The sequence below is a fragment of the uncultured Roseobacter sp. genome, from assembly GCF_947501835.1.
Taxonomy (GTDB): Bacteria; Pseudomonadota; Alphaproteobacteria; order Rhodobacterales; family Rhodobacteraceae; genus Roseobacter.
This window is the reverse complement of record NZ_CANMXR010000002.1, coordinates 558,243-581,089: the sequence shown is the minus strand read 5'-3', so window position 1 is coordinate 581,089 and position 22,847 is coordinate 558,243. Positions and strand designations below refer to the sequence as shown.

The 22,847-nt window shown below is 61.8% G+C and carries 21 protein-coding genes; all 21 read right to left on the bottom strand.

Annotated elements, in window-relative coordinates:
* Window positions 1-17: 17 nt before the first annotated feature.
* Entirely contained in the window at window positions 18-893 is an 876-nt protein-coding gene (locus Q1A20_RS06720; RefSeq protein ID WP_299916489.1) for an amidohydrolase, read from the bottom strand.
* Window positions 893-1,987: a VWA domain-containing protein gene (locus Q1A20_RS06715; protein WP_299916487.1), complete on the bottom strand. Its 1,095-nt coding sequence runs from the start codon at window positions 1,985-1,987 to the stop codon at window positions 893-895. The genes Q1A20_RS06720 and Q1A20_RS06715 overlap by 1 nt, the downstream gene beginning before the upstream one ends.
* A complete protein-coding gene (locus Q1A20_RS06710) occupies window positions 1,984-2,865 on the bottom strand; it encodes a MoxR family ATPase (protein WP_299916485.1) in 882 nt (293 codons plus the stop codon). The genes Q1A20_RS06715 and Q1A20_RS06710 overlap by 4 nt, the downstream gene beginning before the upstream one ends.
* 2 nt (window positions 2,866-2,867) lie before the next feature.
* The gene (locus Q1A20_RS06705) at window positions 2,868-3,890 is read right to left on the bottom strand and encodes a molybdopterin cofactor-binding domain-containing protein (protein WP_299916483.1); all 1,023 of its coding nucleotides are present in this window, start codon (window positions 3,888-3,890) and stop codon (window positions 2,868-2,870) included.
* Between the two features lies 1 nt (window position 3,891).
* Entirely contained in the window at window positions 3,892-5,700 is a 1,809-nt protein-coding gene (locus Q1A20_RS06700; protein WP_299400690.1) for a molybdopterin cofactor-binding domain-containing protein, read from the bottom strand.
* Window positions 5,700-6,200, bottom strand: a complete 501-nt coding sequence (locus Q1A20_RS06695) for a (2Fe-2S)-binding protein (protein ID WP_299400692.1) — start codon at window positions 6,198-6,200, stop codon at window positions 5,700-5,702. Before Q1A20_RS06695 ends, Q1A20_RS06700 begins: the two co-directional genes overlap by 1 nt.
* Entirely contained in the window at window positions 6,200-6,979 is a 780-nt protein-coding gene (locus Q1A20_RS06690) for an FAD binding domain-containing protein (RefSeq protein ID WP_299916480.1), read from the bottom strand. The genes Q1A20_RS06695 and Q1A20_RS06690 overlap by 1 nt, the downstream gene beginning before the upstream one ends.
* Entirely contained in the window at window positions 6,980-7,423 is a 444-nt protein-coding gene (locus Q1A20_RS06685; protein WP_299916478.1) for an SRPBCC family protein, read from the bottom strand.
* A 3-nt stretch (window positions 7,424-7,426) separates the two neighbouring features.
* Complete coding sequence (locus tag Q1A20_RS06680; RefSeq protein ID WP_299916476.1) at window positions 7,427-7,864, bottom strand: SRPBCC family protein; 438 nt, start codon at window positions 7,862-7,864, stop codon at window positions 7,427-7,429.
* Window positions 7,864-11,040 carry a flotillin family protein gene (locus Q1A20_RS06675; protein WP_299916474.1) on the bottom strand — a complete coding sequence of 1,059 codons (3,177 nt, stop codon included), beginning with the start codon at window positions 11,038-11,040 and terminating at the stop codon, window positions 7,864-7,866. Before Q1A20_RS06675 ends, Q1A20_RS06680 begins: the two co-directional genes overlap by 1 nt.
* 24 nt (window positions 11,041-11,064) lie before the next feature.
* The gene (locus Q1A20_RS06670) at window positions 11,065-11,889 is read right to left on the bottom strand and encodes a phosphoenolpyruvate hydrolase family protein (protein WP_299916472.1); all 825 of its coding nucleotides are present in this window, start codon (window positions 11,887-11,889) and stop codon (window positions 11,065-11,067) included.
* Window positions 11,890-11,894: 5 nt separating this feature from the next.
* Window positions 11,895-14,033 carry an ABC transporter permease gene (locus Q1A20_RS06665; RefSeq protein WP_299916470.1) on the bottom strand — a complete coding sequence of 713 codons (2,139 nt, stop codon included), beginning with the start codon at window positions 14,031-14,033 and terminating at the stop codon, window positions 11,895-11,897.
* Window positions 14,026-14,823 carry an ABC transporter ATP-binding protein gene (locus Q1A20_RS06660; protein WP_298968283.1) on the bottom strand — a complete coding sequence of 266 codons (798 nt, stop codon included), beginning with the start codon at window positions 14,821-14,823 and terminating at the stop codon, window positions 14,026-14,028. The genes Q1A20_RS06665 and Q1A20_RS06660 overlap by 8 nt, the downstream gene beginning before the upstream one ends.
* Entirely contained in the window at window positions 14,820-15,887 is a 1,068-nt protein-coding gene (locus Q1A20_RS06655) for a branched-chain amino acid ABC transporter permease (protein WP_299916467.1), read from the bottom strand. Before Q1A20_RS06655 ends, Q1A20_RS06660 begins: the two co-directional genes overlap by 4 nt.
* Window positions 15,888-15,894: 7 nt before the next feature.
* Window positions 15,895-16,908, bottom strand: coding sequence for a branched-chain amino acid ABC transporter permease (locus tag Q1A20_RS06650; protein WP_299400715.1), 1,014 nt, complete (start codon window positions 16,906-16,908; stop codon window positions 15,895-15,897).
* Window positions 16,909-17,036: 128 nt separating this feature from the next.
* A complete protein-coding gene (locus Q1A20_RS06645; RefSeq protein WP_299400717.1) occupies window positions 17,037-17,879 on the bottom strand; it encodes an AraC family transcriptional regulator in 843 nt (280 codons plus the stop codon).
* A 174-nt stretch (window positions 17,880-18,053) separates the two neighbouring features.
* The gene (locus Q1A20_RS06640) at window positions 18,054-19,484 is read right to left on the bottom strand and encodes an aldehyde dehydrogenase family protein (RefSeq protein WP_299916465.1); all 1,431 of its coding nucleotides are present in this window, start codon (window positions 19,482-19,484) and stop codon (window positions 18,054-18,056) included.
* Between the two features lie 8 nt (window positions 19,485-19,492).
* Window positions 19,493-20,518, bottom strand: coding sequence for an iron-containing alcohol dehydrogenase (locus Q1A20_RS06635; protein WP_299916463.1), 1,026 nt, complete (start codon window positions 20,516-20,518; stop codon window positions 19,493-19,495).
* A gap of 75 nt (window positions 20,519-20,593) precedes the next feature.
* Entirely contained in the window at window positions 20,594-21,850 is a 1,257-nt protein-coding gene (locus tag Q1A20_RS06630; protein ID WP_299916461.1) for an ABC transporter substrate-binding protein, read from the bottom strand.
* A 207-nt stretch (window positions 21,851-22,057) separates the two neighbouring features.
* Window positions 22,058-22,525 carry a hypothetical protein gene (locus Q1A20_RS06625; RefSeq protein WP_299916459.1) on the bottom strand — a complete coding sequence of 156 codons (468 nt, stop codon included), beginning with the start codon at window positions 22,523-22,525 and terminating at the stop codon, window positions 22,058-22,060.
* A 53-nt stretch (window positions 22,526-22,578) separates the two neighbouring features.
* Window positions 22,579-22,767, bottom strand: coding sequence for a hypothetical protein (locus Q1A20_RS06620; protein WP_299916457.1), 189 nt, complete (start codon window positions 22,765-22,767; stop codon window positions 22,579-22,581).
* Window positions 22,768-22,847: the final 80 nt, after the last annotated feature.

The window sequence follows — 22,847 nt, the reverse complement described above, 5'->3', positions numbered from 1 at the left end:
TTACTCCCTTTTATCCGTCACAGCCGGTACACGCGGGCTGCGGTGTCGTTGAAAATCGCCGATCTCTTTTTCTTGGAGAGACCCTTGGTGGCATCCTGAAAGGCGTTGAAAAGCTCCAGATAACTGGTCCAAAGTTTCTCGATCGGGAAGTTGGAGCCATAAAGGCAACGCTCCGCGCCAAAAATGGCTTCAGTATCGGTGATCATCTGGGTGATGAACTGACGGTCATTGCGGTGAATGAACGTCCCGAAGGCCGAGAGTTTGCTCACCACATTCGGACAATCCGCGAGCCGTTTCATGCCATCGGACCAGAGCCTGTGCCCGGTCTCTGTCACGTCTTCCTTCATGCCTGCATGCTGCAGAATGAAGGTGACCTCCGGGCAGGCGCGCGCCAACTCTGCCGCACCCTCCATCTGGCTGGCAAAGACCTGCAGATCGAAGCTCCAGCCATAATCCGCAAGACGCGCCACATTCGACTGCACAGTCGCGTTTCGACACAGATCCGGGTCCTCCGCAAAACGATAAAGTGGGTTTTCATGCCAATGAAACTGCTGCCGGATGCCCCGCATCAGCGGATATTTCTTCAGTCGGTCCAATTGGTCGCGCACGTCCTCGCCGGTGAAATCCGCATACCCCACGATGCCGGAAATGGTGCCATGGGCGTCTGCCTGATCCTGCACCCAGGCGACCTCGTCTTCGTACCAGTTTGGCGCCCAATTGGCCTGAACATAGACGGTTTTGGTGATCCCGGTGCCCGCAAGATCGGCCAGAAATTCACGGGTGGTATAGTCACGCATGATGGCCTTGTAGGGGCCAAAGATGCGCGGCTGTTCCGGTCCCAAGAGCCAGGGCAGATCCTTCTGCAGCCAGATGTGATGGTGTGCGTCAATCATCAGAGCCTCGCCATGGTCAGGATGTGATCGGTTACCGCTGCGATGCTGTCGCCATCGCCCAGACGGTCGAGCACCGGCAGAATGGCAGACAGCCCTTCGGTCTGCGGTGAATAGGCCGGGTCAGCGGCCAGCGGTGTCAGCCAGTCGAGCCGCCAGGCACTGCGCGCCAGGCGCCGGACGGCCTCAATCATCGCGGCGGGATCGCCCCGCTCCAACCCGTCGGACAACACAACCACCGCTGCGCCCCGGGCAAACCCGGCGTATCGCGGCACCGACAGGAATGCCGACAACGCATCGCCAATCCGCGTGCCGCCGTCAAAATCGGCGATGGCTTCACCTGCCCGTGCCAGCGCCTGTGCCGGATCGCCGGGTTTCAGCGCCTGCGTGATCCGGGTCAGCCGGGTGCCCAGCGTGAACACCTCAGCGCTGTCTGCCGCCTGAACCACCGCGTGGGCCAACCGCATCATGTCTTCGGAGCGCGCCTTCATCGACCCCGAGACGTCGATCAACACCACCACCCGCCGCTGCCGTGTCTTGCGCCGGGTTTGCAAAAGCTGGATCACCTCACCGTCGCGCTTGGCCGCCTCCCGCAGGGTGCGGCGCATGTCGATCCGGTCACCACGTTTGGCACGTCGCCGCCGATAGCTTAGGCGGCGCGGCAAAGCCCCCGCAGCCTCGCGCATCAGGCGCTGCACGGCGGCGGCATTGCCCTGGGTCAGGTCCCGCTGGCTTAGTCGCTCCGCTGTCGTGGGCTCCGCCCCGATGGGGCTGTCATCACTGTCCGCCTCAACCTCTGTGCGTGCGGATGTGGGCTCATAGGCTTCAAGCGCATCGTCCTCATCGCCTTCCGCCGGCGCCTGGATGATCTGATCCAGAAAAACCGCACGGAAAAGCGCGTCATATTCAGCGACGCGCTCTGGCGGGATCGCGAAAATCGCGCGGCCCGAGCGGTAGATATCCATCATATCGCGTGGCCCCAACAGCCCCACAGAAGCAATGAAATCGATGCTCTGATCGGGCGACACCGGATGGCCAGCGCCGCGCAACACCTGCGAAAACCGCAGGAACGGATCAAGGGCGCGCGGCGCACTCACGCGGCCTCGCCCGGCAAGACCGACGACAGCCGGTCCGCCATATAGGTCAGATCATCATGGTCCTTCAGCGCCACCCCGATGGACCGCTTGAACGCTTCGGGCCACCGCACGCCTTGCGCATTCAGCAAGGTCGCAGCTTCCGCCCATTCCACCGTCTCCGCCACGCCGGGTGGTTTGACCAGGGGTTCCGCGCGCAGATGGCCGACACTGGCCACAACCGCGCGCGCTGTGGCCTCCGCCACGGTGCTGGCACGGGTCATGACAATCTGCGCTTCCAGAGCTGCATCGGGATAGTCGATCCAGTGGTAGACACAGCGCCGCCGCAGAGCTTCATGCAGGTCGCGGGTCCGGTTCGAGGTCAGGACAACCACCGGCGCTTGCACGGCCCGCACGGTCCCGGTCTCCGGTATGGAAATCGTGAAATCCGACAGGAATTCCAGCAAGAAGGCCTCAAATTCATGATCCGAACGGTCAATCTCATCGATCAGCAGCAGCGATCTTGCCGGGTTGCGCAGCACCTCCAGCAGGGGCCGTTCCAGCAGAAAATCCTCTGCGTAGAGGTTGACGAAATCGTCGCGCGCCTGACGGATCGCCAGCATCTGGCGCGGGTAGTTCCACTCATAAAGCGCCGCCGCCGCATCGATCCCTTCGAAGCACTGCAGACGCACCACATTGCGCCCCAGCACACCGCCAAGCGCCTTGGCCGCCTCGGTCTTCCCCACACCTGGCGCGCCTTCGAGCAGCAGGGGTTTGCCAAGCGCCAGCGACAGGTAGGCCGCAGTCGCCAAGGCGTCATCCGCCAGATATTGCGCGTCCACCAGCGCCTTTTGCAGCGCTGCGGGATCACCGATCCCGGCAATATTTGGCGTGACCGCCATCCTTAGCGGACCCCCTGCGGGCGAGCGCCGCCATTGGCCCGGATGCCTTTGAGCACCTTTTCCGGCGTGATCGGCAGTTGATCGCAACGCACGCCCACAGCGTTATAGACCGCATTGGCTACTGCGGGCAGCACCGGATTCGCACACATCTCGCCCGGCCCCTTGCCGCCAAAGGGGGCATCCTCCGCAGGGCGCTCCAGCACGGCGATATGATGCGGCGTGATCTGCCCGGGACCGGGTTGCAGGTAGGTGTTGAAATCCTCCGGCCCGTGGTCGCGCTGCGGATAATAGGGTTCGGTCGTTTCATAAAGCGCGTGGGATACCCCCATCCACGCCCCACCGATCAATTGTTGCTCCACCAATTTCGGGTTGAGCGCACGACCAACCTCATAAGCGGAATTGATTTCCGTGACTTCCACCTCCCCGGTTTCATCATCGACCTCCAGATCGATCACCAGGGCCGCGTGGGCAAAACAGGTCACCGGGGTCATGTCGCCCGTCTCTGGATCCGCTTCACTCGGCGGCACGAGGAAAATACCCCGTCCCGACAAGGTGCGGCCCTGTTTGAATTGCGCGGCAATGGCGGTTTCAGCCACGGTGATGGACCGTCCCGGCGCACCCTTGACGTGGATATTGCCCGCGCCATCGGTGTCGAGATCACTGGCGTTGACCTCCAGTTCTTCGGCGGCGGCCTCCATCATCTGTTTGCGCGCCTCGGCAGCGGCGCGGATCACCGCATTGCCGACCCGGTGCGTGCCGCGGGAGGCAAATGACCCCATGCAATGGGGGCCGGTGTCACTGTCCGCAGTGTCGACATAAACATCCCCTACCGGTACCCCAAGCGTCTCGGATGCGATCTGGCGGGTCACGGATTTCATCCCCTGACCCAGATCGATCGAGCTGAGTGCTACCATGAATTTCCCGTCCGGCGTGGAATGCACAAGCGCCTGCGACGGGTCCCCTCCGAGGTTCATCCCGATGGGGTAGTTAATGCAGGCAAAGCCACGCCCTTTGTGAATGGTCATCTCAGCGTCTCCTGAAGCCGGAGGTGAAGGGGGAGGACCCGGGCCGCCGCACCCCGCGCGAGAATTTCTCCGCCGGGGCATAGGGGGCCGGGCTGGCGGGCGGTGTTGGCGCGGCGGGCGGAACCGGTTGCGGTGGCGCAGGTTGCGCGGATGGGCCCGCCGCCGGTGGGGCGGCTTGCGGCGCTGCGGGGGCCGCTGCCGGGACAGCTGCCGATGTGGTCGCCCCCATCTTGTGTCCGATCCGGTCGGCATCGATCTGCATGTCGGGGTTTTGAACAGGTGCCCCGGCGACCGCCTCCCGGTGGGTGCCCGCCGCGACACGGCCCGTAGGTGTCTTGCTGGGCGATGTATCCGCGACACGACCCTGAAGTCGCTCTCCGATGCGCCCTTCCTCATCAATGCTGGTTTCCGGAATGGCCACGCGCTCCGGCGTACCACCACCGACCCGCGACGACTGTGCCGCGGCATCCGCCGATATGGGCCAGTTCGCCTTGCCAGCCGCCACCTGACAGCACTCGATCAACGCTGTGTTCTTGGCTTTGCGCCGGTGCGCTTTCATATCCCCATCGCGGTAGGCATTGAGAATGCGCAGCTCCACCGGGTTCATGCCAACCGCCTCCGCGACGCGGTCCATATGACACTCGATGGAGAAATCCACAGCCGTGATCCCAAAACCGCGCATCGCCGTCGCAGGTGTCCGATTGGTGATGCAGCAATAGACGTTCGAAGCCACATTTGGGATCGCATAAGGGCCCGGCAGGTGCCCCGTGGCCTTGATGATCGCATAGGGGGACAGCCGCATGTAGGCACCGCTGTCAAAGAAACCGGTGAACTCCCGCGCGACGATGCGCCCGTCGGCCATCACCCCGTCCTTGATCCGCCAGCGTTCACCCCCCCGCGGGGCGCCCACCTGCATTTCCTCATAGCGGTCCCAGGCGAATTTCACCGGTTTGCCGGTGACCATCGCCCCCAGAACCGCCGTTGGCTCCACAATTGAATCGACCTTGCCGCCAAAACCACCTCCTGCGGTGCCGCCGATGAAATGCAGCCGCGATGAGGCGATGCCCAGCAGCTTTGCCGTTGTCCCCAGCGAAAAGAACAACGCCTGCGTATTCGTGTGGCAAACAAACCGGTCATTGGTCTCCGGCGCTGCAATTGCGCCGCAGGTTTCAATCGGTGCCTGCTCAATGGGGGACATCTGATATTCCGCCTCGATGATGTGATCGGCTTGGGCAAAGCCCGCATTCACATCGCCAAAGCGCAGCTTTTGGTGATCGTACTTCTGGTGATAGTCGAAGGTGTTGTTGGGATAGATGTCGTTGATCACGGGCGCGCCGGAGGCAATCGCCTCTTCCACATCCAGCACATGCGGCAGCACGCTATAGTCAACGCGCACCTTGGCCACTGCGTCGCGCGCCTGACGTTCGGTATCGGCGATGACCCAGGCCACCGTCTCACCCAGATAACGCACCTTGTCATGGGCGCAGAGCGGTTCGTCATCCCGGCCGAAGTTGATCAGTGACAGCAGCGTGTTGAGATTGTGCGGCACATCCTTGGCAGTCAGCACCCTGCACACGCCGGGCATCATTTCCGCCGCCGAGGTGTCGATGGATCGGATTTCCGCATGGTGATGCGGCGACCGGACGGCACGCATGTGCAGCAGCCCGTCAAAGAGATGGTCGTCGTAATAGGGCGTGCGCCCGGTGACATGGCCCAGAATATCCTGTCGGATCGTCGGCTTGCCAATCTCTTTCAGATTGTCGTCACGCTCGTCGGCGAAGAGGTCTTTGCGAAACTCGATGGAGGACATCAGAGCGCCCCCTGTTGCAGCGCAGGCTGTCCGCGCATCTGAGCAGCGGCGCTCAGAATGGCGTCCACGATGGGCTCGTAGCCCGTGCAGCGACACAGATTGCCGGAGATGGCCTCGATCACCTCGTCACGGGTCGGGTTTGCATTGTGATCCAGCAGGGCCTTGGCCGCCATCAGCATCCCGCTGGTACAGAAGCCGCATTGCGCCGCAAACCCGGCGATGAAGGCGCGTTGCAAGGGGTGCAGCGCGGGGCCATCCGCCAGGCCACCGGTTGTCTCCACCCGTCTGCCCTGCACGGTTTCGGCCAATGTCAGGCAAGACAGATGCGGCACCCCGTCGATCAAAACGGTGCAGGCGCCACAGGTCCCCTGGGCGCAGCCTTGTTTTGGGGTCAGATCCCCTGCCCCGCGCCGCAGCACGTCCACCAGCGACGCCCCCGGGTCAACAAAAAGAGCCGCTTCCGTATCATTCAGCGTGAACGTCACAGGTGTCTTGGCCATCAGGAATGCCCTCCGCTTTCCAGCATCCGGCGCAGGTGGACCGGTGCCACCTCCGCCCGGTACCAGGCTGACGCCAGCGCGTCGTCCGTCGGAGACAACCCTTCGGTACACACAGCGCAGGCCGCCGCAATCGATGCCTCCGAGACACCGCCCCCCAACGCCCGTTCCGCCGCACGCGCCCGCATCGGTGCCGCGGCCATATTGCCAAAGACCACGCGAGGCTCGCCGCCACGTATCAAGGCCGCGAGGGTGATGACAGCAACGCCCTTTGGCTTCACCCGCGACACTTTGCGATAGTAAAACGCCCCCGGTTGCGGGCGCTGCAGGCTCACCGCTTCGACTAGGCCACGCATGTGCGTTCGGTCGGCCAGAAAGCGCTCCATAGGATGTGTCTGCCCACCTGCCATGATCACCTGCGCATCCAGCGCCAGCAAGGCCGCCGCCATGTCGCCATAGGGGTTTTCCGCAAAGAGATTGCCGCCCACGGTCGCCATGTTGCGGATCGCCGGGCCGCCAATCTGCCCCGCGACTGGATGCAGAAAACTCAACTCCGCATGCGCGAGAATATCCGCCATGGTGGTGCCTGCTCCGATCCGCAGACCCTGCACATCATTGCCGATCCCTCGTTCCGGGCGTGCCGCGCGCACGATGCGGTGAAAGCTCTGATCGCCATAATTCACCTGCCGCATCACGATGGTGCCGCCGCCCAGATACCGCGCGCCTTCGCCCAGCCCAGCGGCGGCCTCGGCCACTGTCTGATAGGTCTCAACAGCTACCATCTATGCCTCCAATCCCATCTGGGCGCGGATCGCATCAAACCCCGCCTGATAAATTCCAGACCCGACCAATTCGGTCATCTCATCGCGCTCTTCGGGGCGGGTATCGAACTGCCCTTCCCACTGCCAATAGGTGTGATCCGCATCGGTGACCGGGATCAGCCGCACGTGGCTAACGTAGTTGAAAAGCGGCACCGGCGTGTCGAGCAGACAGTAGGAATAGGCCGCATCCGCATCCGACAAGGTCAGCAACTGCTCACGCAGTTCCGCGCCATCCTCGAGTTTGAACTTCCGGATACAACCGACCCTGTCGGAGGGCTGGCTACGCTCGATCTGGCTTGTGGCGATCGCCGGGTGCCACTGATCATGCCCGTTGAAATCGCGCAGAATCTCCCACACCGCCTCAAGCGGGGCTGGCAATATCGTGCTGCGCAGAACGCGAACCATCACTCAACCTCCGAAATGCCGTTTGAGCGCGTCAAACCCGCCCTGAAACACGTTTGTGGCAATGCCGTTCTGCAAATCCGTCGCGTTGCCGGGATCGCAGTCAAACTCCGCAGACCATTCGGCAAAACATCTGTCACCATCCGTGACCGGTGTCAGCCGCAGCGTCGCCATATAGTCCCAGAGCGGCATCGGCCCTTCGAGCATCGTGTAGCTGTAGAACAGGTCGTAGTCCGACAGGCCCACCAGCTGCTCGCGGATATTGTCACCGTTCTGCAGATTGAAATTGCGGATACAGCCGACCTTGTCACCGGGCAGCGCGTCCTCGATCCGGCTGTCGCGGATCCTGGGATGCCATTTTGGCAGCCCGTTGAAGTCACGGACCCGCTCCCAAACCGCGCCAGCCTCTGCATTGATCACCGAGGAGACAAATACCCGCGCCATCATTTGCTCCCTTTGGGTGTGCTGTTTTTGGCGGCCTCGGCCCGCGCGATTTCCGATTGGGCGCGGGTCATGTCACTGGCGTTGCGGAAGATGTCGGATTTGGAAATATTCGCGCCATCAATCCCGATGTCGTTGAGCAGGCTGTCCACAAATGGCGCCTGTACCCGGTAGCGCAGGGCCGAATTCATCACCTCATCCGTCGGGCTGCCGCCATTGCCACCGGGGCCTCCTGCGCCGCCCGTACCGCCGCCGCCCGCCCAATCGAGCCCCTGCGTGCCAGATCCGCCAAGCTGCATAATCTTGATATCGTTGATCTTCTCAAGCGGCTTGGCCGAGGCGGTGACGATACCTTCGACATGCTCCAGCATCTTGCGCTTGAACAGGGAATGGCGTGCTTCGTCGGTCAGCACGTTCTCTGCCTCGTTGATAAGCTTCGCCGCTTCAGCTTCGACAGCTGCGCGGATTTTGTCGGCCTCGGCTGTGATGCGTTTGCGTTCGGCGTCGAGTTCGGCCGCCGTGACGCCCACGGTCTTGGCGCGATGTGCGATCTCCATCTCTTCGGTCGTTTTGGCTTTCTCAGCGGCCTCCACCGCACGTGCCCGGGCGTTTTCGGCCTCCACTGCCGCCGCACTTTCATCCAGCGATTTCTGATAGAGCGCGATGGCCTTTTCCATGCTGGCAACCTCGACCGTTTTCTCGCGTTCGATCTCCAGCTTGCGGCGCTCGGTCTGATGCCCGATGCGCGCGTCATCCAGCCCCCGCTCAGAAGCAATCTGCGCCCGCTCGACTTCCTCGCGGCTCGCGATCTCCGCTTCGCGCAGGACCTGCACCCGTGCGATTTCGAGCTGCTCCACCACTTTCTTGCGCTCCAGCTTCTTGGCATCCAGCTCCTGCTCGGCAAGGATCTTCTCGGCATCCACCGTCTTCTCCTTGGCCACACGGGCCGCATCGATGGCCTCGTCCGCGGCGATCTGTGCAACGTCCAGCGCCTTGTTCCGCGCGATCTCCAGATTGCGAATCCGCTCATCCCGCGCGATCTTCTCGGTGGTGGTTTCTGCTTCTTTCTCGATCCGTTGCTGCTCGACCAATCGGCGGCTGGAAATTTCGGCAGCCTCGATGGCTTCCTGCTTCTCGATCTCGCGCGCCCGGATTTCGGCATCCCGTGCGATCTCTGCGGCACGGGTTTTGGAATCCTCGGCGATCTTCGCGGCCTTGACCGTCTCGGATGCCTTGGCATTTGCGAGATCAACGGCCTTGTTGCGCGATATCTCGCGTTCCCGCATGTCCTGCTCGTAGGCAATGCGTTCCGCGGCGAGCTTCTTCTCCATGGCGATGCGCTTGGCCTCGACGGCCTCGGCCTTGGCAGTTTCAGCAAAGGCAACGGCTTCTTCGCGCGCCAGATCACGTTCCTTGGTGCGCTCCTCGGTCTCGATCCGCTCCACCGCCGTGCGGGCCTCGGTCGCAATGCGGGCTTTGTCCACGGCCTCGCGGGAGGCAATCGCGGCCTGATCCAGCGCCTCGTTACGGGCAATCTCCAGCGCCCGCACACGCTCTTCCTGTGCGATACGCTCCTTTTCCGTCTCCTCGGAGGCCGCGATCTCCAACACGCGCACCGCCTTGTCCGACGCGATGCGCTCTGCTGACAAAACCTTTTCCCGCGCGATCCGCGCCGCCTCAATGGCCTGATCCGCGGCAATCTGTGCTGCATCCAGCACCTCGCGCCGCTTGATTTCCAACTCCTTGGTTTCCCTGTCAGAGCTGATGCGCTCCGCACTCACGGTTTTTTCCTGCGCGATCCGCAACTTATCCGCAGCCTCACGCGCTGCGATCTCTGCCTCTTCGACCGCCAGATTGCGCGCAATCTCACGCTCCCGCGTTTCCCGTTCCAGGCCGATCCGGGCCTCGGTCACCGCATTTTCCTGCGCAATCCTGGCCTTCTCGATCACCTCACGCGCCGCGATCTCCGCTGCGTCAACGGTGCGCTTGCGTTCAATCTCCTGCGACTGGGTTTCGCGATCCTTGGCGATGCGCGCCTCGGTCAGCGCCTTTTCCTGTGCAATACGCGCCTTCTCCACGGCTTCCTTGGCCGCGATATCCGCGCTTTCAGTATCCTTGGTGGTTTTGATCCGCGTCTCGGTCAGCACCTTCTCCTGCGAGATCCGGGCCTTTTCAATCGTCTCGCGCGTGGCAATCTCTGCCGCGTCGATCACCTGCTGGCGTTCGATTTCCTGCTGCCGTATGGTGCGTTCCGAAGCGATGCGCGCCTGTGCAATCTGTTCATCATTGGCGATGCGTGCGGTTTCAATCGCTTCCCGGCTCAGCAGGGTCGCCTGCTCCGCTTCCTTCTCCCGCTCTGATCGCTCCCGCGCCAGCTCGGCACGCTGCTGCGCGCGGCGAAATTCGATTTCGCGTTCTTGTTCCAGCCGCGCGGTTTCGCTTTCGCGCTCGATGTTCAGACTTTCCTTCTCCGCCTCCAGGTTCCGCGTGCGGATTTTCAGCATCGTGTCCTGTTCTATGTCATTGCGCAGCTTGCGGCGCTCCTCGACCGCAGCAATGACACTGGTCAGACCTTCAGCATCGAACCGGTTCGATGGGTTGAAATACTCGATTTCCGTTTGATCGATGTCGAGGATCGCAACGCTTTCCAGCTCCAGCCCGTTCTTGTCGAGCCCCTCCTGCGCCGTCTCGATCACCAGCGCCACGTAATCACCGCGCATCTCATGCAGCTCTTCCATGGTCATTTTTGACGCCGCCGTGCGCAGCGCGGAGACGAATTTGCCATTCAGCAATTGGTGGATGCGTTCCGGCTCCAGCGTGCGCCGACCCAGCGTTGCCGCGGCCAGGGTGACCGCCTGTTTGGAATGGCCCACACGGACATAAAAGGACGCCTCGACATCGATCCGCATCCGGTCCTTGGTGATCAGCGCTTCCGCCTTTTGCCGCGCAACATGCAGGTCCATCGAGTTCATATTGACCGGTGTGATGTCATGGATGATGGGCCAGACAAATGCGCCACCGTCGATCACGACCTTCTCTCCCAGAAACCCGGTGCGTACGAAGGAAATCTCCTTGGTTGACCGTCGGTAGAGCCAGTTCATCACCCAGTAGAGGATGAACACCACGATCACGGCGGCAATCAGCCACAGGATCAATTGTCCAATCAGTTCACCGGTCATATCGGTTCCTCCTCTCAGGCCGTTTCAACGCCCGATCTCCTTGAATTTTCTGGTCTGTTCGGTCAGCGCCACCTCGGTCGGCAGACGCTCCATGGACGACGCGCCATAAAAGCCGTGGCAATACCGTGTGTTTTTCAGGACAAAATCCGCATCTTCCGGCATGGCCACCGGGCCGCCGTGCACCAGCACAATGGCCTCCGGGTTCACCTCAAGCGCGGCCTTGGCCCAGGCATCGGTCAACGCCGGGGCCTGTTCAAGGGTGCAGCCTGTCTCCGCGCCGATGGCGCCACCAGTTGTCAGCCCCAGGTGCACCACGATGATGTCCGCCCCGGCCCCCGCCATGGCCCGGGCGTCCTCCTCGCTGAAAACATATGGCGTTGTCAGCAGGCCCTTTTCATGTGCCGCCGCGATCATGTCGACCTCCAGCTGATAAGACATGCCCGTTTCTTCCAGATTGGCGCGGAAATTACCGTCGATCAGGCCCACGGTCGGGAAGTTCTGCACCCCGCTGAAGCCCGCGTCTTTCACCTGGTCGAGAAATTTATCCATCAGCCGGAAAGGATCCGACGCACAAACGCCAGCCAGCACCGGTGTGTCCCTGACCACGGGCAACACTTCACCCGCCATCTCCATCACCACGCCATTGGCATCCCCATAGGGCATCAGCCCGGCGAGCGAACCGCGCCCGGCCATACGGTAGCGTCCGGAATTGTAGATCACGATCAGATCAATCCCACCGGCCTCCTCGCATTTGGCCGAAAGACCGGTACCGGCCCCCCCGCCGATGATCGGTTCTCCCGCATCACGCATGGCGCGGAATTTCTGCATCAGGTCATCACGGTCAAACATATGCGTCAGGCTCTCTTCTGGCTGGTCGGGCGGGCGTGAAAAGACCGAAAGGTCTTGATCACCAGCTCCGCAAATTCCGGGTCATTGATGTTGTGGGGCACGCGCACCAATTGGCGGTTCGCGGTGGCGCGCACCGTAGCTTCGAGCGTGTCAAACAGCGCCTTGTTCGCGGCCGGATCCCAAAACGGCATGCCCGGCGCATCAAGCGCTGAAACACCGCCCTCCGGCAGGAAAAAGCGCACAACCCCGCTCATCTCATTCAGTTTTTCGCCGATGAAGCGGCCCATCTCGGCATTCTCTTCCGGCGTTGTGCGCATCAGGGTGATCTGCGGATTGTGCTCGTAGAAAAGCCGTCCGCTGTACTGTTCCGGCACGGTATCCGGCGCGTTGAAATTGACCATATCGAGCGCGCCACAGGCGCCGATGTAGGGGCGTCTGTCAGCAATCATCGCATTGAAACGCGTCTCATCCGCGGCAAAGACCCCACCCGCCACCATGTCGCAAATCTCGGTGGTTGTCAGATCGATCACCGCTTCAAGCTTGCCGGAGGAGAGGAGTTTTTCCATCGCCCGCCCACCGGTGCCGGTCGCATGGAACACAAGGCAATCGTAGTCGCCCTCCAACCGCGCCGTGACCTGCTGCACGCAAGGCGTCGTCACCCCGAACATGCTGAGGCCGATCGCAGGTTTGTCGGCGACCGGCTTTGCGATCTGGCGTGCCTTGGCCATCGCCGCCACAGCATGGGCGGCGTTGCCAAGCACGTCGCGGGTGATCGAATTAATCCCCTGAACATCCGCCACCGAATGCATCATCGTGATGTCGGACGGGCCGACATATTGCGATGTGTTGCCACTGGCCACGGTGGAGACGATCATCTTGGGCACCCCCACGGGCGGCACCCGAAACCCCGGGGCAACCAGCGCTGTCGCGCCCGAGCCCCCGGCGGCGATGAGACCGGCGATGTCACTGCGCTGACGTACCCAGCGCTCAAACGCGAGGGTCATGCCCGCCACGGCGGTGCCACGATCCCCGGTGAAAACACCGGCTGTGCCCCGCGGATGCAAACCTGCCACAGCGTTTGGCGGCACCTCGGCACCAGACGGTTTGCCGGAGGTCGACAGGTCCACCAACGCCACGCGCACGCCCTGCTCTTTGATGATGTCCCGCAGGAAGCGGAGCTCATCACCTTTGGTATCGAGGGTACCGCAGACGTAGACAATGCCGGAACGGCCCAGATCGGCGCGAGGCACCGTGACGTGCTGAGGGGGAGATGCATCAGCTGTCACGGTGCGCGCCGATTGTGCGATGACATGCACCGGCACAGGCGCTGTCCAGCGCGTCGGAACACGCGGATTGGACAGGTAAACTTTGGCAGCGAATGGACGCTCCGGCGCTTGTTGCGGCGGCGCCTCCACATCGTCGGGCGTTTCATCATGGGCATGCCGTCCGACCCCCAGCAATGCCTGTTGCAGATCCCGGTCAGCGGCCAGCACACCGGCATCCATCACCCGGTTGACCTTGCCGTTGACCACGATGGCCACATCCTCGGCCACGGTGGTGGCCACGCCGATGTTCTGTTCGATCACCAGCACGTCGATGTCGCCCTCGCGGCCCAGCTGCACCAGCATCTCGGCCACCTGGTTCACGATCACCGGGGCGAGCCCTTCGGTGGGTTCATCCATCACCAGCAGCTTGGGGTTCAGCAAGAGCGCCCGGCTGATCGCAAGCATTTGCTGTTCGCCCCCCGACAGTTGCGCGCCGCCGTTGTCTTTGCGTTCCGCCAACCGCGGGAATACCGAATAAATCCGGTCCGGTGTCCAGGGCCCGTTCTTTGTGGCCACCAGCCGCAAATGTTCGTCCACGGTCAGGGATTTCCAGAGCCGTCGCCCCTGGGGCACATATCCGATGCCTGCCCGCGCAATTTCAGAAGGCCCCATGCCCGCGAGGCTTTGGCCGTTGAAACTAATCGTGCCGGACTTCACCGGCACCAGCCCCATGATCGCCTTGCACAGGGTTGTTTTCCCCATGCCATTGCGGCCCACCACCGAAAGCACCCCGTGATCAAGCGTCAGGTTCACCCCCTGCAGCGCATGGGACTGGCCGTAAAAGACGTTCAGGTCGCGGACATCGAGCGTGTTACTCATCCTCCGCACCTCCCAGATACAGGGCCTGCACTTCTGCGTCGTCTTCGATCTCGGCTGGTTTGCCTTCCTTGAAGATGCGCCCGTTGTGCATCATCGTGACCATGTCCGAGACACGCAGGGCGACATCCATGTCATGTTCGATGATGATGTAGCCGACATGGCCCGGCAGCCCGGTCAGAATGCGGATCAGTTCAGCCCGCTCGGTCGGGGACAGGCCTGCGGCAGGCTCGTCAAACAGAATGAACCGCGGCGCGCCAGAGAGCGCCATGGCAATCTCCAGCTGGCGCTGCTGACCGTAGCTGAGATCACTCACGGAGGTCGCGCGCACGTCCGCAAGGTTTACGGTTTCAACCAACTCTTCGGCCGTCTGCATGAGCGCGTCGGATTTGCGGGGTCGTTTGAAGGAAAACCGCCCGCGCGACACACCCCGGCAGGCCAGATACACATTGTCCAGCACGCTGAGACCATTGAACAAAAGCGAAATCTGATAGGTGCGGCGCAACCCCCGGCGAATGCGTTCCTGCGCGGGAAAGACGGTGACGTCCTCCCCGAAAAACCGGATCGCGCCGGTGGTTGGCGCAAAGTCCCCGGTGATGCAGTTAAAGAGCGTTGTCTTGCCCGCCCCGTTTGATCCCAGAACGGCCCGCCGTTCGCCCGGGCGCACCATCATGTTGATCCCGCCCAAAGCTTCCAGCGCGCCAAATTTCTTGGAGACGTCACGCAGCTCCAGCGCATAGCCTGCACCACCCTGCGTGGCGGTCGATCCGGTCAGTGTCGCGGCGTCGCTCATAGCGGATCCTGCCCCCGGCTCTCTCCGGTCAGCGGGTCGCGGTTGCGCGCCGCCTTGAACTTCTCCCAGAGACCCAGAACCCCATCCGGGGAGAAGAAGACGATGATCAGAAAGCCCAGGCCGATCACCAGCTGAAACCGTTCACCCGCCAGCCCGAGATTGACCAGAAAATCCACTGCAAAGGTCTTGAGGATCACGTAGATAAACGCCCCGATGAAGGGGCCTATGGGATGACGCAGCCCGCCGATCACCGCGATGATCAGGATGTCGATGGCGGGGCCGATGCCCACGGTACCGGGTGAAATCTGGCTGGACTGCCAGGTGAGTAGGATACCACCGATCCCCGCCAGACAGCCCGCAAACGCATAGGCGGCAACCCGGTGTGCGGTAACATTGTAGCCAAGCGCCGCCATCCGGCGTGGGTTGTCCCGCACCCCCTGCAAGGCCAATCCGAAAGGCGCCCGGCTGATGTAGAGCACAAGCGCGTAGGCGCCTACGGCGAAGAACAGAGTGAGGTAGTAAAAGGCGTAGGGCCCGCGCCAGTCGACGCCAAAAAGCTGCGGCGGCAACACCGAATTGAACCCCTGAAAGCCGTTGAAGAGGTCATAATTCTGCCGGGTGAAATAGAAAAACGCCGCCGCAATCGCCAGCGTGATCATGATGGTGTAGATGCCTTCGGTGCGCACGGCGAGCCAGCCCACCAGCGTCGCGAAGAGCGTCGCCAGAAACAACGCCAGCGGGATCGCAATCCACCACGGCCAGCCTTGAGAGATCGTTTCAATCGCGCTGTTTCCGAAAATGGCCATCATGTAGCCGGCAAAACCCGCAAAGGCCATCTGCGCCAGGCTCACCATGCCGCCATACCCTGCCAGGAACATCAGACTGAGCGATATGATCCCCAGGATGAACGTCCAGCCCATGATCTGGAACATCACGAAGGGGCTGACGAAGGCCGGGATCACCAGCAGGACGACCCCCATCACCCAGTAGCCGGGCGGCACACGCTCGACCCAAGCCCGGTCTTGACGCAGGCGGCCTTGGGCCAGATCCGGGGTCAGGTCCACCACCCTCTCAGCCCTCCGATCCCATGAGACCCTGAGGCCGGAAGGCCAGCACCACGACCATGATCAGGAAGGTCAGCACCACCGCGTAGGTTGGGAAGTAGACCGAGCCAAACTGCTCTGCCAGCCCGATCAGCAGCGCCCCAAGGGCTGCCCCCGGAATGGAGCCCATCCCCCCCACGATCACCACCACAAGGGACGCCAGCAGGAACCGGATATCCTCCCCCGGTGCGACCGACTGGAAGGTGCCGCCCACCACACCGGCAATGCCCGCAAGCCCTGCGCCAAAGGCAAAAACCCCGACAAAGACGATCTGAATGCGGGCGCCGGTGGCCTGTAACATGTCGCGGTCATCAACGCCTGCGCGGATCATCATACCAATCCGCGTGCGGTTCAGCGCCAGCCACATCGCAATGCCCAAAATCACCGCCGCGATGAAAATCACGATCCGCACCATGGGGTATTTCATATACACCAGATCTCCGGAACGTTTTACGGTGGTGACAAAGAAGGTCTCCACCGGGCCGCTGAGCCAGGGTGGCGGGGAGATGTTGAAGAAGTCGCCGCCAAAGCCCCAGAGCATCAGATCGGCCACCACAATCGAAATGCCGATGGTCACGAGGGTCTGGCGCAGATCCTCCCCCTCCATCCGCCGGAACACCAGCACCTGCAGCAGCACCCCGCAGAACCCCACGACGACGAAGGCCACCGGGAAGGCCAGCAGCCAGTATCCGGTGATGTCTGCCGTATGAAATCCGATGTAGCCGCCCAGCAGGTACAGCGTGCCGTGGGCCAGATTGACATTGCGCATCAGTCCGAAAATCAGGGTGAACCCGCTGGCCACCAGAAAATAGAGCCCGCCGAGGGTGATGCCGTTAAAGAGCGCCGCCAGAAACACTTTTTTCTTGCCGATGACATCGACCAGACCCTGTGGCCAGATCGCGAAAATCAGCCACAACAGGATCACAACCGCCAGCGCGATGAGCGCGGTCCAGACCGGGTGCGCATTGGCAAAACGCCTCATGGCCCGGCCTCTATGGTCGGCGGCTGTTTCAAATCTGACCTCCCTGGTTCCCCTGTTCGGGAACTCCTTGTGAGATCAGCTTAGGACAAGGTCGCAGATGCGGGCGTACCCAATAGTCTGCTCCGTTTTCACATCATCGGAAAAGCGCCACTGGTCACATGCGCCACGCGCCGATATTCCGAGGGCGCAATGCCAACATTGCTGGAAAAGAAGCGGGTAAAGCTGGCCTGGCTGGAAAATCCCAGATCAAAGGCGATATCGGTCACTGACTTTTCGGTCTGTAGCAGCTCTTCGATCGCCCGTTCCGACCGCAGGGTGTTCATGTACACATTTGGCGTCACGCCCATGTACTGTTTGAACAGTTTGAAGAAATGCGGGCGCGACAGCCCAACCGAGCGCGCCATGCGCTCCATGTCCATGTCCTGACCCATCTTTTCCTGGATCAACCGCAACGACCGGCGGACCCGGAAATCGCTGAAGCGATCACAAGCGTGGCGCCGCAGCGATGCCACGTCATTGCGCCAGGACAGATCAAAGCTCGCGCGGGTCAGGCCAAACAGCAATTGGTCGAACCCGGTCTGATCCTCGTCATCCAGCAACAGCGCCGTCAAACGGTTCACCAGACCGCTCATTTCATCGGTCAGTTTCAGATCGCTGCGCCCGAACTTCAGCGCAAACTCGGCTGAGGTGCTGTTTTCCAGAAACCACATCGGCTTGATATAAAGTACAAGGCAGATGTTGGGGCCTGCGTCCGTCACCTCAAAACCATGCGGCTCCCAGGGGCTGATCGCAGCGGCGGTGCCGGGTACGATTTTCACCACATCGCCGCCCGTCGGCACATAGGCCGGACTGCCATCCACGTGAAAGATCAGATGTCCTTCGCGGTGGGCATGGGTGATGATCGCTTTGTTCAAACTGTATAGTGCGGCCCGGCCGAACTCGCCGTGGCACACCGCAATGGCCTGACTCATCGCCTTGATCCTCCCAGTCAAAGCATCACGGTGGCGTCTGAAGCAGAAGTCCCGTGATCTGACCCATCGGGGCACAGATGCCAATGCCCTGACAAGTCTTCGGGATCAAAAATCAGACTTGACGTTATCCCGCGCGATTTCTGGACAAACCGGGTTTTTGGCGGAAATTGGCGGTCAGGGCCGCGTATAAGCGGTTTTCACAACCGTGAAAAACTCCGCTGCATAGCTGCCCTGTTCACGCGGGCCAAAGCTCGAAGATTTTCGCCCGCCGAAGGGCACATGATAATCCACGCCCGCAGTCGGCAGATTGACCATTACCATGCCAACTTCGGCTTTACGCTTGAAATCGCTGGCATATTTCAGGCTGGTGGTACAGATACCGCCGCTCAACCCGAAGTCGGTTGCATTCGCAACCGCAAGGGCTTCCTCATAGCTTTCCACCGCGATCACCGAGGCAACGGGCCCAAAAACTTCCTCGCGGTTGATGCGCATATCGGGGTGCGTGTCGGTGATCAAAGAAGGCTGCAGGAAATACCCATTTGTCTGCAACTGGAGCGCATCGCCACCCGCGCGCAAAACGCCCCCCTGATTGCGGGCAATCGCGATATAGTCGAGATCCTGTGCCAATTGGGTCGAATCAACCACTGGCCCGATCTGGGTGGCCTCCTCCAGCGCCGGACCAACCTTGAGCCGCGCCATACGGTCCGCAAGCGCCGAAACAAAACGGTCGTGAATGCCGCGCGTTACGATCAGACGGGACGAGGCGGTGCAGCGCTGCCCGGTCGAGAAGAACGCGCCATCAAGCGCGCATTCCACCGCGGTATCCAGATCCGCATCATCGAGCACGACAAGCGGGTTTTTACCCCCCATTTCCAGCTGCACCCGGCGCATATGAGGCAGGCTCGCCTGGGCCACCCGCGTGCCGGTGGCCTGCGATCCGGTGAAGGTGATCGCATCGACCCGCGCGTCATCCAGCATGGATTGGCCGACCACAGCACCCGGCCCCATGACCAGATTGAGAACGCCGGGGGGCACACCTGCGCGGTGCAAGATATCCACCAGCGCCCAGGCACAACCGGGCACCAGCTCGGCCGGTTTAAAGACAACCGTGTTGCCATGACAGAGTGCCGGGGCGATTTTCCAGGCGGGGATGGCGATGGGGAAATTCCACGGCGTGATGATCCCGACCACGCCCACCGGCTCACGCGTGACCTCGACCTGCACCCCGGCCCGAACGGAATCCCGCAGCTCCCCGCGCTGGCGCAATGCTTCTCCCGCGAAGAACAGGAAGATGTGCCCGGCTCTTGTCACCTCCCCCCGTGCTTCTTTCAGGATCTTGCCTTCTTCGCGGGCCAGCAGGGTCGCCAGCTCTTCGGTCCGCGCCAAAATCTCGTCGCCCGCAGTGTGCAGAATATCATGACGCTGTTGCGGCGTGCTGTGTGACCATGCCGGAAAAGCCTCGGCTGCGGCTGAAATCGCGGTCTCCGTCTCCGCACGACCTGCCTGGGCATAGACCCCGATCACATCTGACGTATCCGAGGGGTTGATATTTTCCGCCCCATGCCCGGTTGTTTCCCAAAGGCCGTTGATCAGGTTTGGTTTCATCTCATGCCTCAATATACCGAGGAGAGGACATCGCGCGCGGTATCGAGGGTCAGGCCCGCTTTGCCCTGCGCCTGGCTGGCCGCCTGATCCAGCGTCGATTGCGCGACGCCCATGTCGGAAAGCCGGGCCGCCATCGGTGCCCGGGCCAATACTTCTGTCATCGCCTCATCCAACCGCTGCGCGTCACGCCCCAGGACCTTGAGCAGCATCTCGGCCCGTTCACTGTTCACGCTGCTGCGGCGGATGATTTCCGGCAAAAGCAGCCGCGCCATATCCGGCACCTGCAGCCCGGCCTGTTCGTGTGCCAATGCATCCGCCAGCGTCAGTGCAGGCCCCACGCCCTTCTCCTGCGACAGCGAGGCGTTGAGGCTGGCGGCCATCATGTCGCGGCGCAGATCGAGATCTTGCGCGCGTTGGCCCGCATCACCGATCCGCGGCAAGGTGCCCAATGATCGGCCAAGCCCGTCCAGCGCCATCCCATCCGCAGGCGGATTGAAGGATTGCGCCAGGTAGGATTCGACACAGCGCACCAGGCTCAGCACGGAACTGCGCCAGGACTGTCCGCAATCCGCATTCAACGTCAGGGTGGGGTCGCAGATCAGCACAGATGGCAAGCCCGCCCGCCAGCTTTCCAGATTACGTGTGCAGGGGCCGGGCAAACCATCCACGCCAGGGATCGCATACATCGGCGTTCGGTGCCCCGTGGCCTGCGAAAGACCATATCGGCACTTGCGCGCCAGTTCGATCGCGCGGGCGGATCCGAACGCAATCAGCACATCAGGTGGCGTGCCTGTATCGATGGCGGTGCGTGACAGATGTCTGAGGTCACTGGCTGCATCGAAAACCATGCTCTGTACGGCAGTTTTATGCGGTAACCCCTCCTGCACGCGGTAGGCGAAATCGCTCTCCAGCAGGTCATCGCCATAGATCAGCAGGGGCGCTTTGCAGCCCGCACGTTCCAGTTCGGAGTGCAAAGCTTCCTGCATCACGTCGTCCGCAAAATGCACGCGTGTCGGATAGGTGATGAGCGTCATAGCTCCCGCCCGTGTCGAAGTGAAAGAAGGGGAGTGTCCGGGCAGAAACCCCTGCCCGGACGTGCCAGTTGTGCGTCAGTAGGACGACTGACAGACCGGCGTTTCACGGCCCGGCAGACCGATCGCGGTAAAGGCCGCCTTGTCGATGCCCAGCGTCTGGTTCACACCATCCACCTTTTTCACCAGCTGCGTGGCCAGCGTGCCATCTTCCAGCTCCACCACTTCGGAGACGAAGTTGGCCCCGATGGCCTGGCGGTTTTCATCCAGCGTGATCTTGCCGTTGGGCGCATCCAGTTCCAGCGTGCTCAGACATCCGCGGAACGCCGCATGCCCGTCACTCAGATCGCCACCCACGGTCTCCATGCACTGCGCCATCGCGGTGGTGGCATTGTAGTAGCCGGTGGCCAGCAGAGAGGGCGATGGGAACCGTTGATCCGGCGGGAAGGTGTCCTGATAGGCCTTTACATAGGCCTGCCATTTCGGGTCATCCCATGTATCCGCCTGCGGACCGGCAGACGGCACACCGATCAGCGCCTGTTTCGCCGACCCTTCCGACGACAGAACCGTGCCATCGACCATGATGGAGCCTCCGATCAGGTTCGCGTCACCGCCGGCCTGTTGGTATTGGTTGAGGAAGTTCACAGCATCCCCGCCCCCCAAGCCGAGATAGATTGCGTCCACATCGTCGGGCAGCGCCGCGATGATGGAGCCGAAATCTTTCGTGCCCAGCGGGACCCAAAGACGTTCGGTGATTTCGCCCCCCGCAGCGCAGAATTCCGTCGTGAACCCGAAGACCTGTGTGTAGATAAAGGAATAATCCTCCCCCACGGTCGCGACGGTCTCATAGCCCTTTTCATTATAGGCGTAGTCGCCAAGGCCCACCGACCACTGCGCCCCGTCCGTGTTGAACCGGAAAAAGTTCTCGGACGGCGTCACGAAGGTGGTCTCCATCGCGCCCGAAATGCCGTTGATGAAGGTCACGCCCGGCTGGGTTTTGGAATAATCCCGGATCGCGATCCCCTCGGAGCCCGAGAGCGGGCCAAGGATGATATCCACTCCGTCCTGCTCCACCAGTTTGCGCGCGCCGCGCAAGGCGGAATCCGGTGAGGCATCGGTCGATTGAATAATGAGCTCGATCTCGCGCCCGCCCACGGTATCACCGATCTGCGCCAAGGCGGTTTTCATGCCGCGCACGCCATCTTCGCCCAGGGCGGTATAGGTGCCTTCCAGCGTGGCGAGCACACCAATTTTCACGGCCTCAGCCTGCACCGCTGACGCACCGGCGCTGATCAGCGCCATGGTGGACAACGTGCCAAGTAATGTCTTCTTCATGAAGTCTTCCTCCCAATTCTGTTGGCACCCCTTATGCGGCCTCTGACAGGCGCTTCGGGTGTGACAGGATGGTGGCCTATCGCGCTGCGATCCCGGATCACGACAAGTGCGCCTGCGTAACCAGAGGTCTCTTTTTTAGGTGGGTTGTCGTGGCAGCAGACGCGCGAAACCACCCCATCCGGGGCGGTCTGAACGGGATCGATGGCTTTACTTTTCCGAAGGGCCTGACCGGCCACGCAGATAGACCTGTGCGGCAAAAATTGCGGAAATCCCTAGCATCAGAGTCACGATTGTCGCGGCCCCGGCCCATGTTGCGGTGCCGTGACGCAGGTCGGACAGGACGAGCAGAAGCGTGCCGCCGAACGCCACCATCAAGGGCCCCAAGAGCGCGCGCGGTCTGTCTGCGAACATGAAAGCGGCAAAGCGGAACCCGGCGACCGCGATCACGAAATGCGCCACGAGGGTCAATGTCGGCGTGCAGCGGATCAGGTTTCCGAGCGTATCCGTGTCGACAACACATCCGCTCGCGCCGACCACGAGCATGTAATATTTGACGATCAGCGTGCCCCCCAACGCGAGCCCCAACAGCATCTGCGCCACCATCATCACGATCCACGCAGGCCGCACGAAAGCCGAGAGAAAACGGCTGTCGTCGTGGCTGAACTGATCTTGCATAGGGCGCACTCTTGGTCCGGGTTGCCCGCAGGATCGTGACCGGAAACCGGCGATCAGGCAATGTCGCCCAGAGTTGCCACATATCCCAGCGTCTGATCTCTGAGACCCGAAAACACGCGCGGCGCGATCTGCTTGGCGCGGCTTTCTGTCCGGTCACCGGCGCGCAAAGCGGTCGTCGATGTATTCACTTTCTGGTCAAGCGGAAGCGCCACGATCAAGTACCACACCAGGCGAGGTGCCATGGTGGCTGTGGGCCGGGTTAATATTTGTGATTGTAATTAATTTCGCTTACTGTAATATTTTTCACTTGAGGGGAAGATCG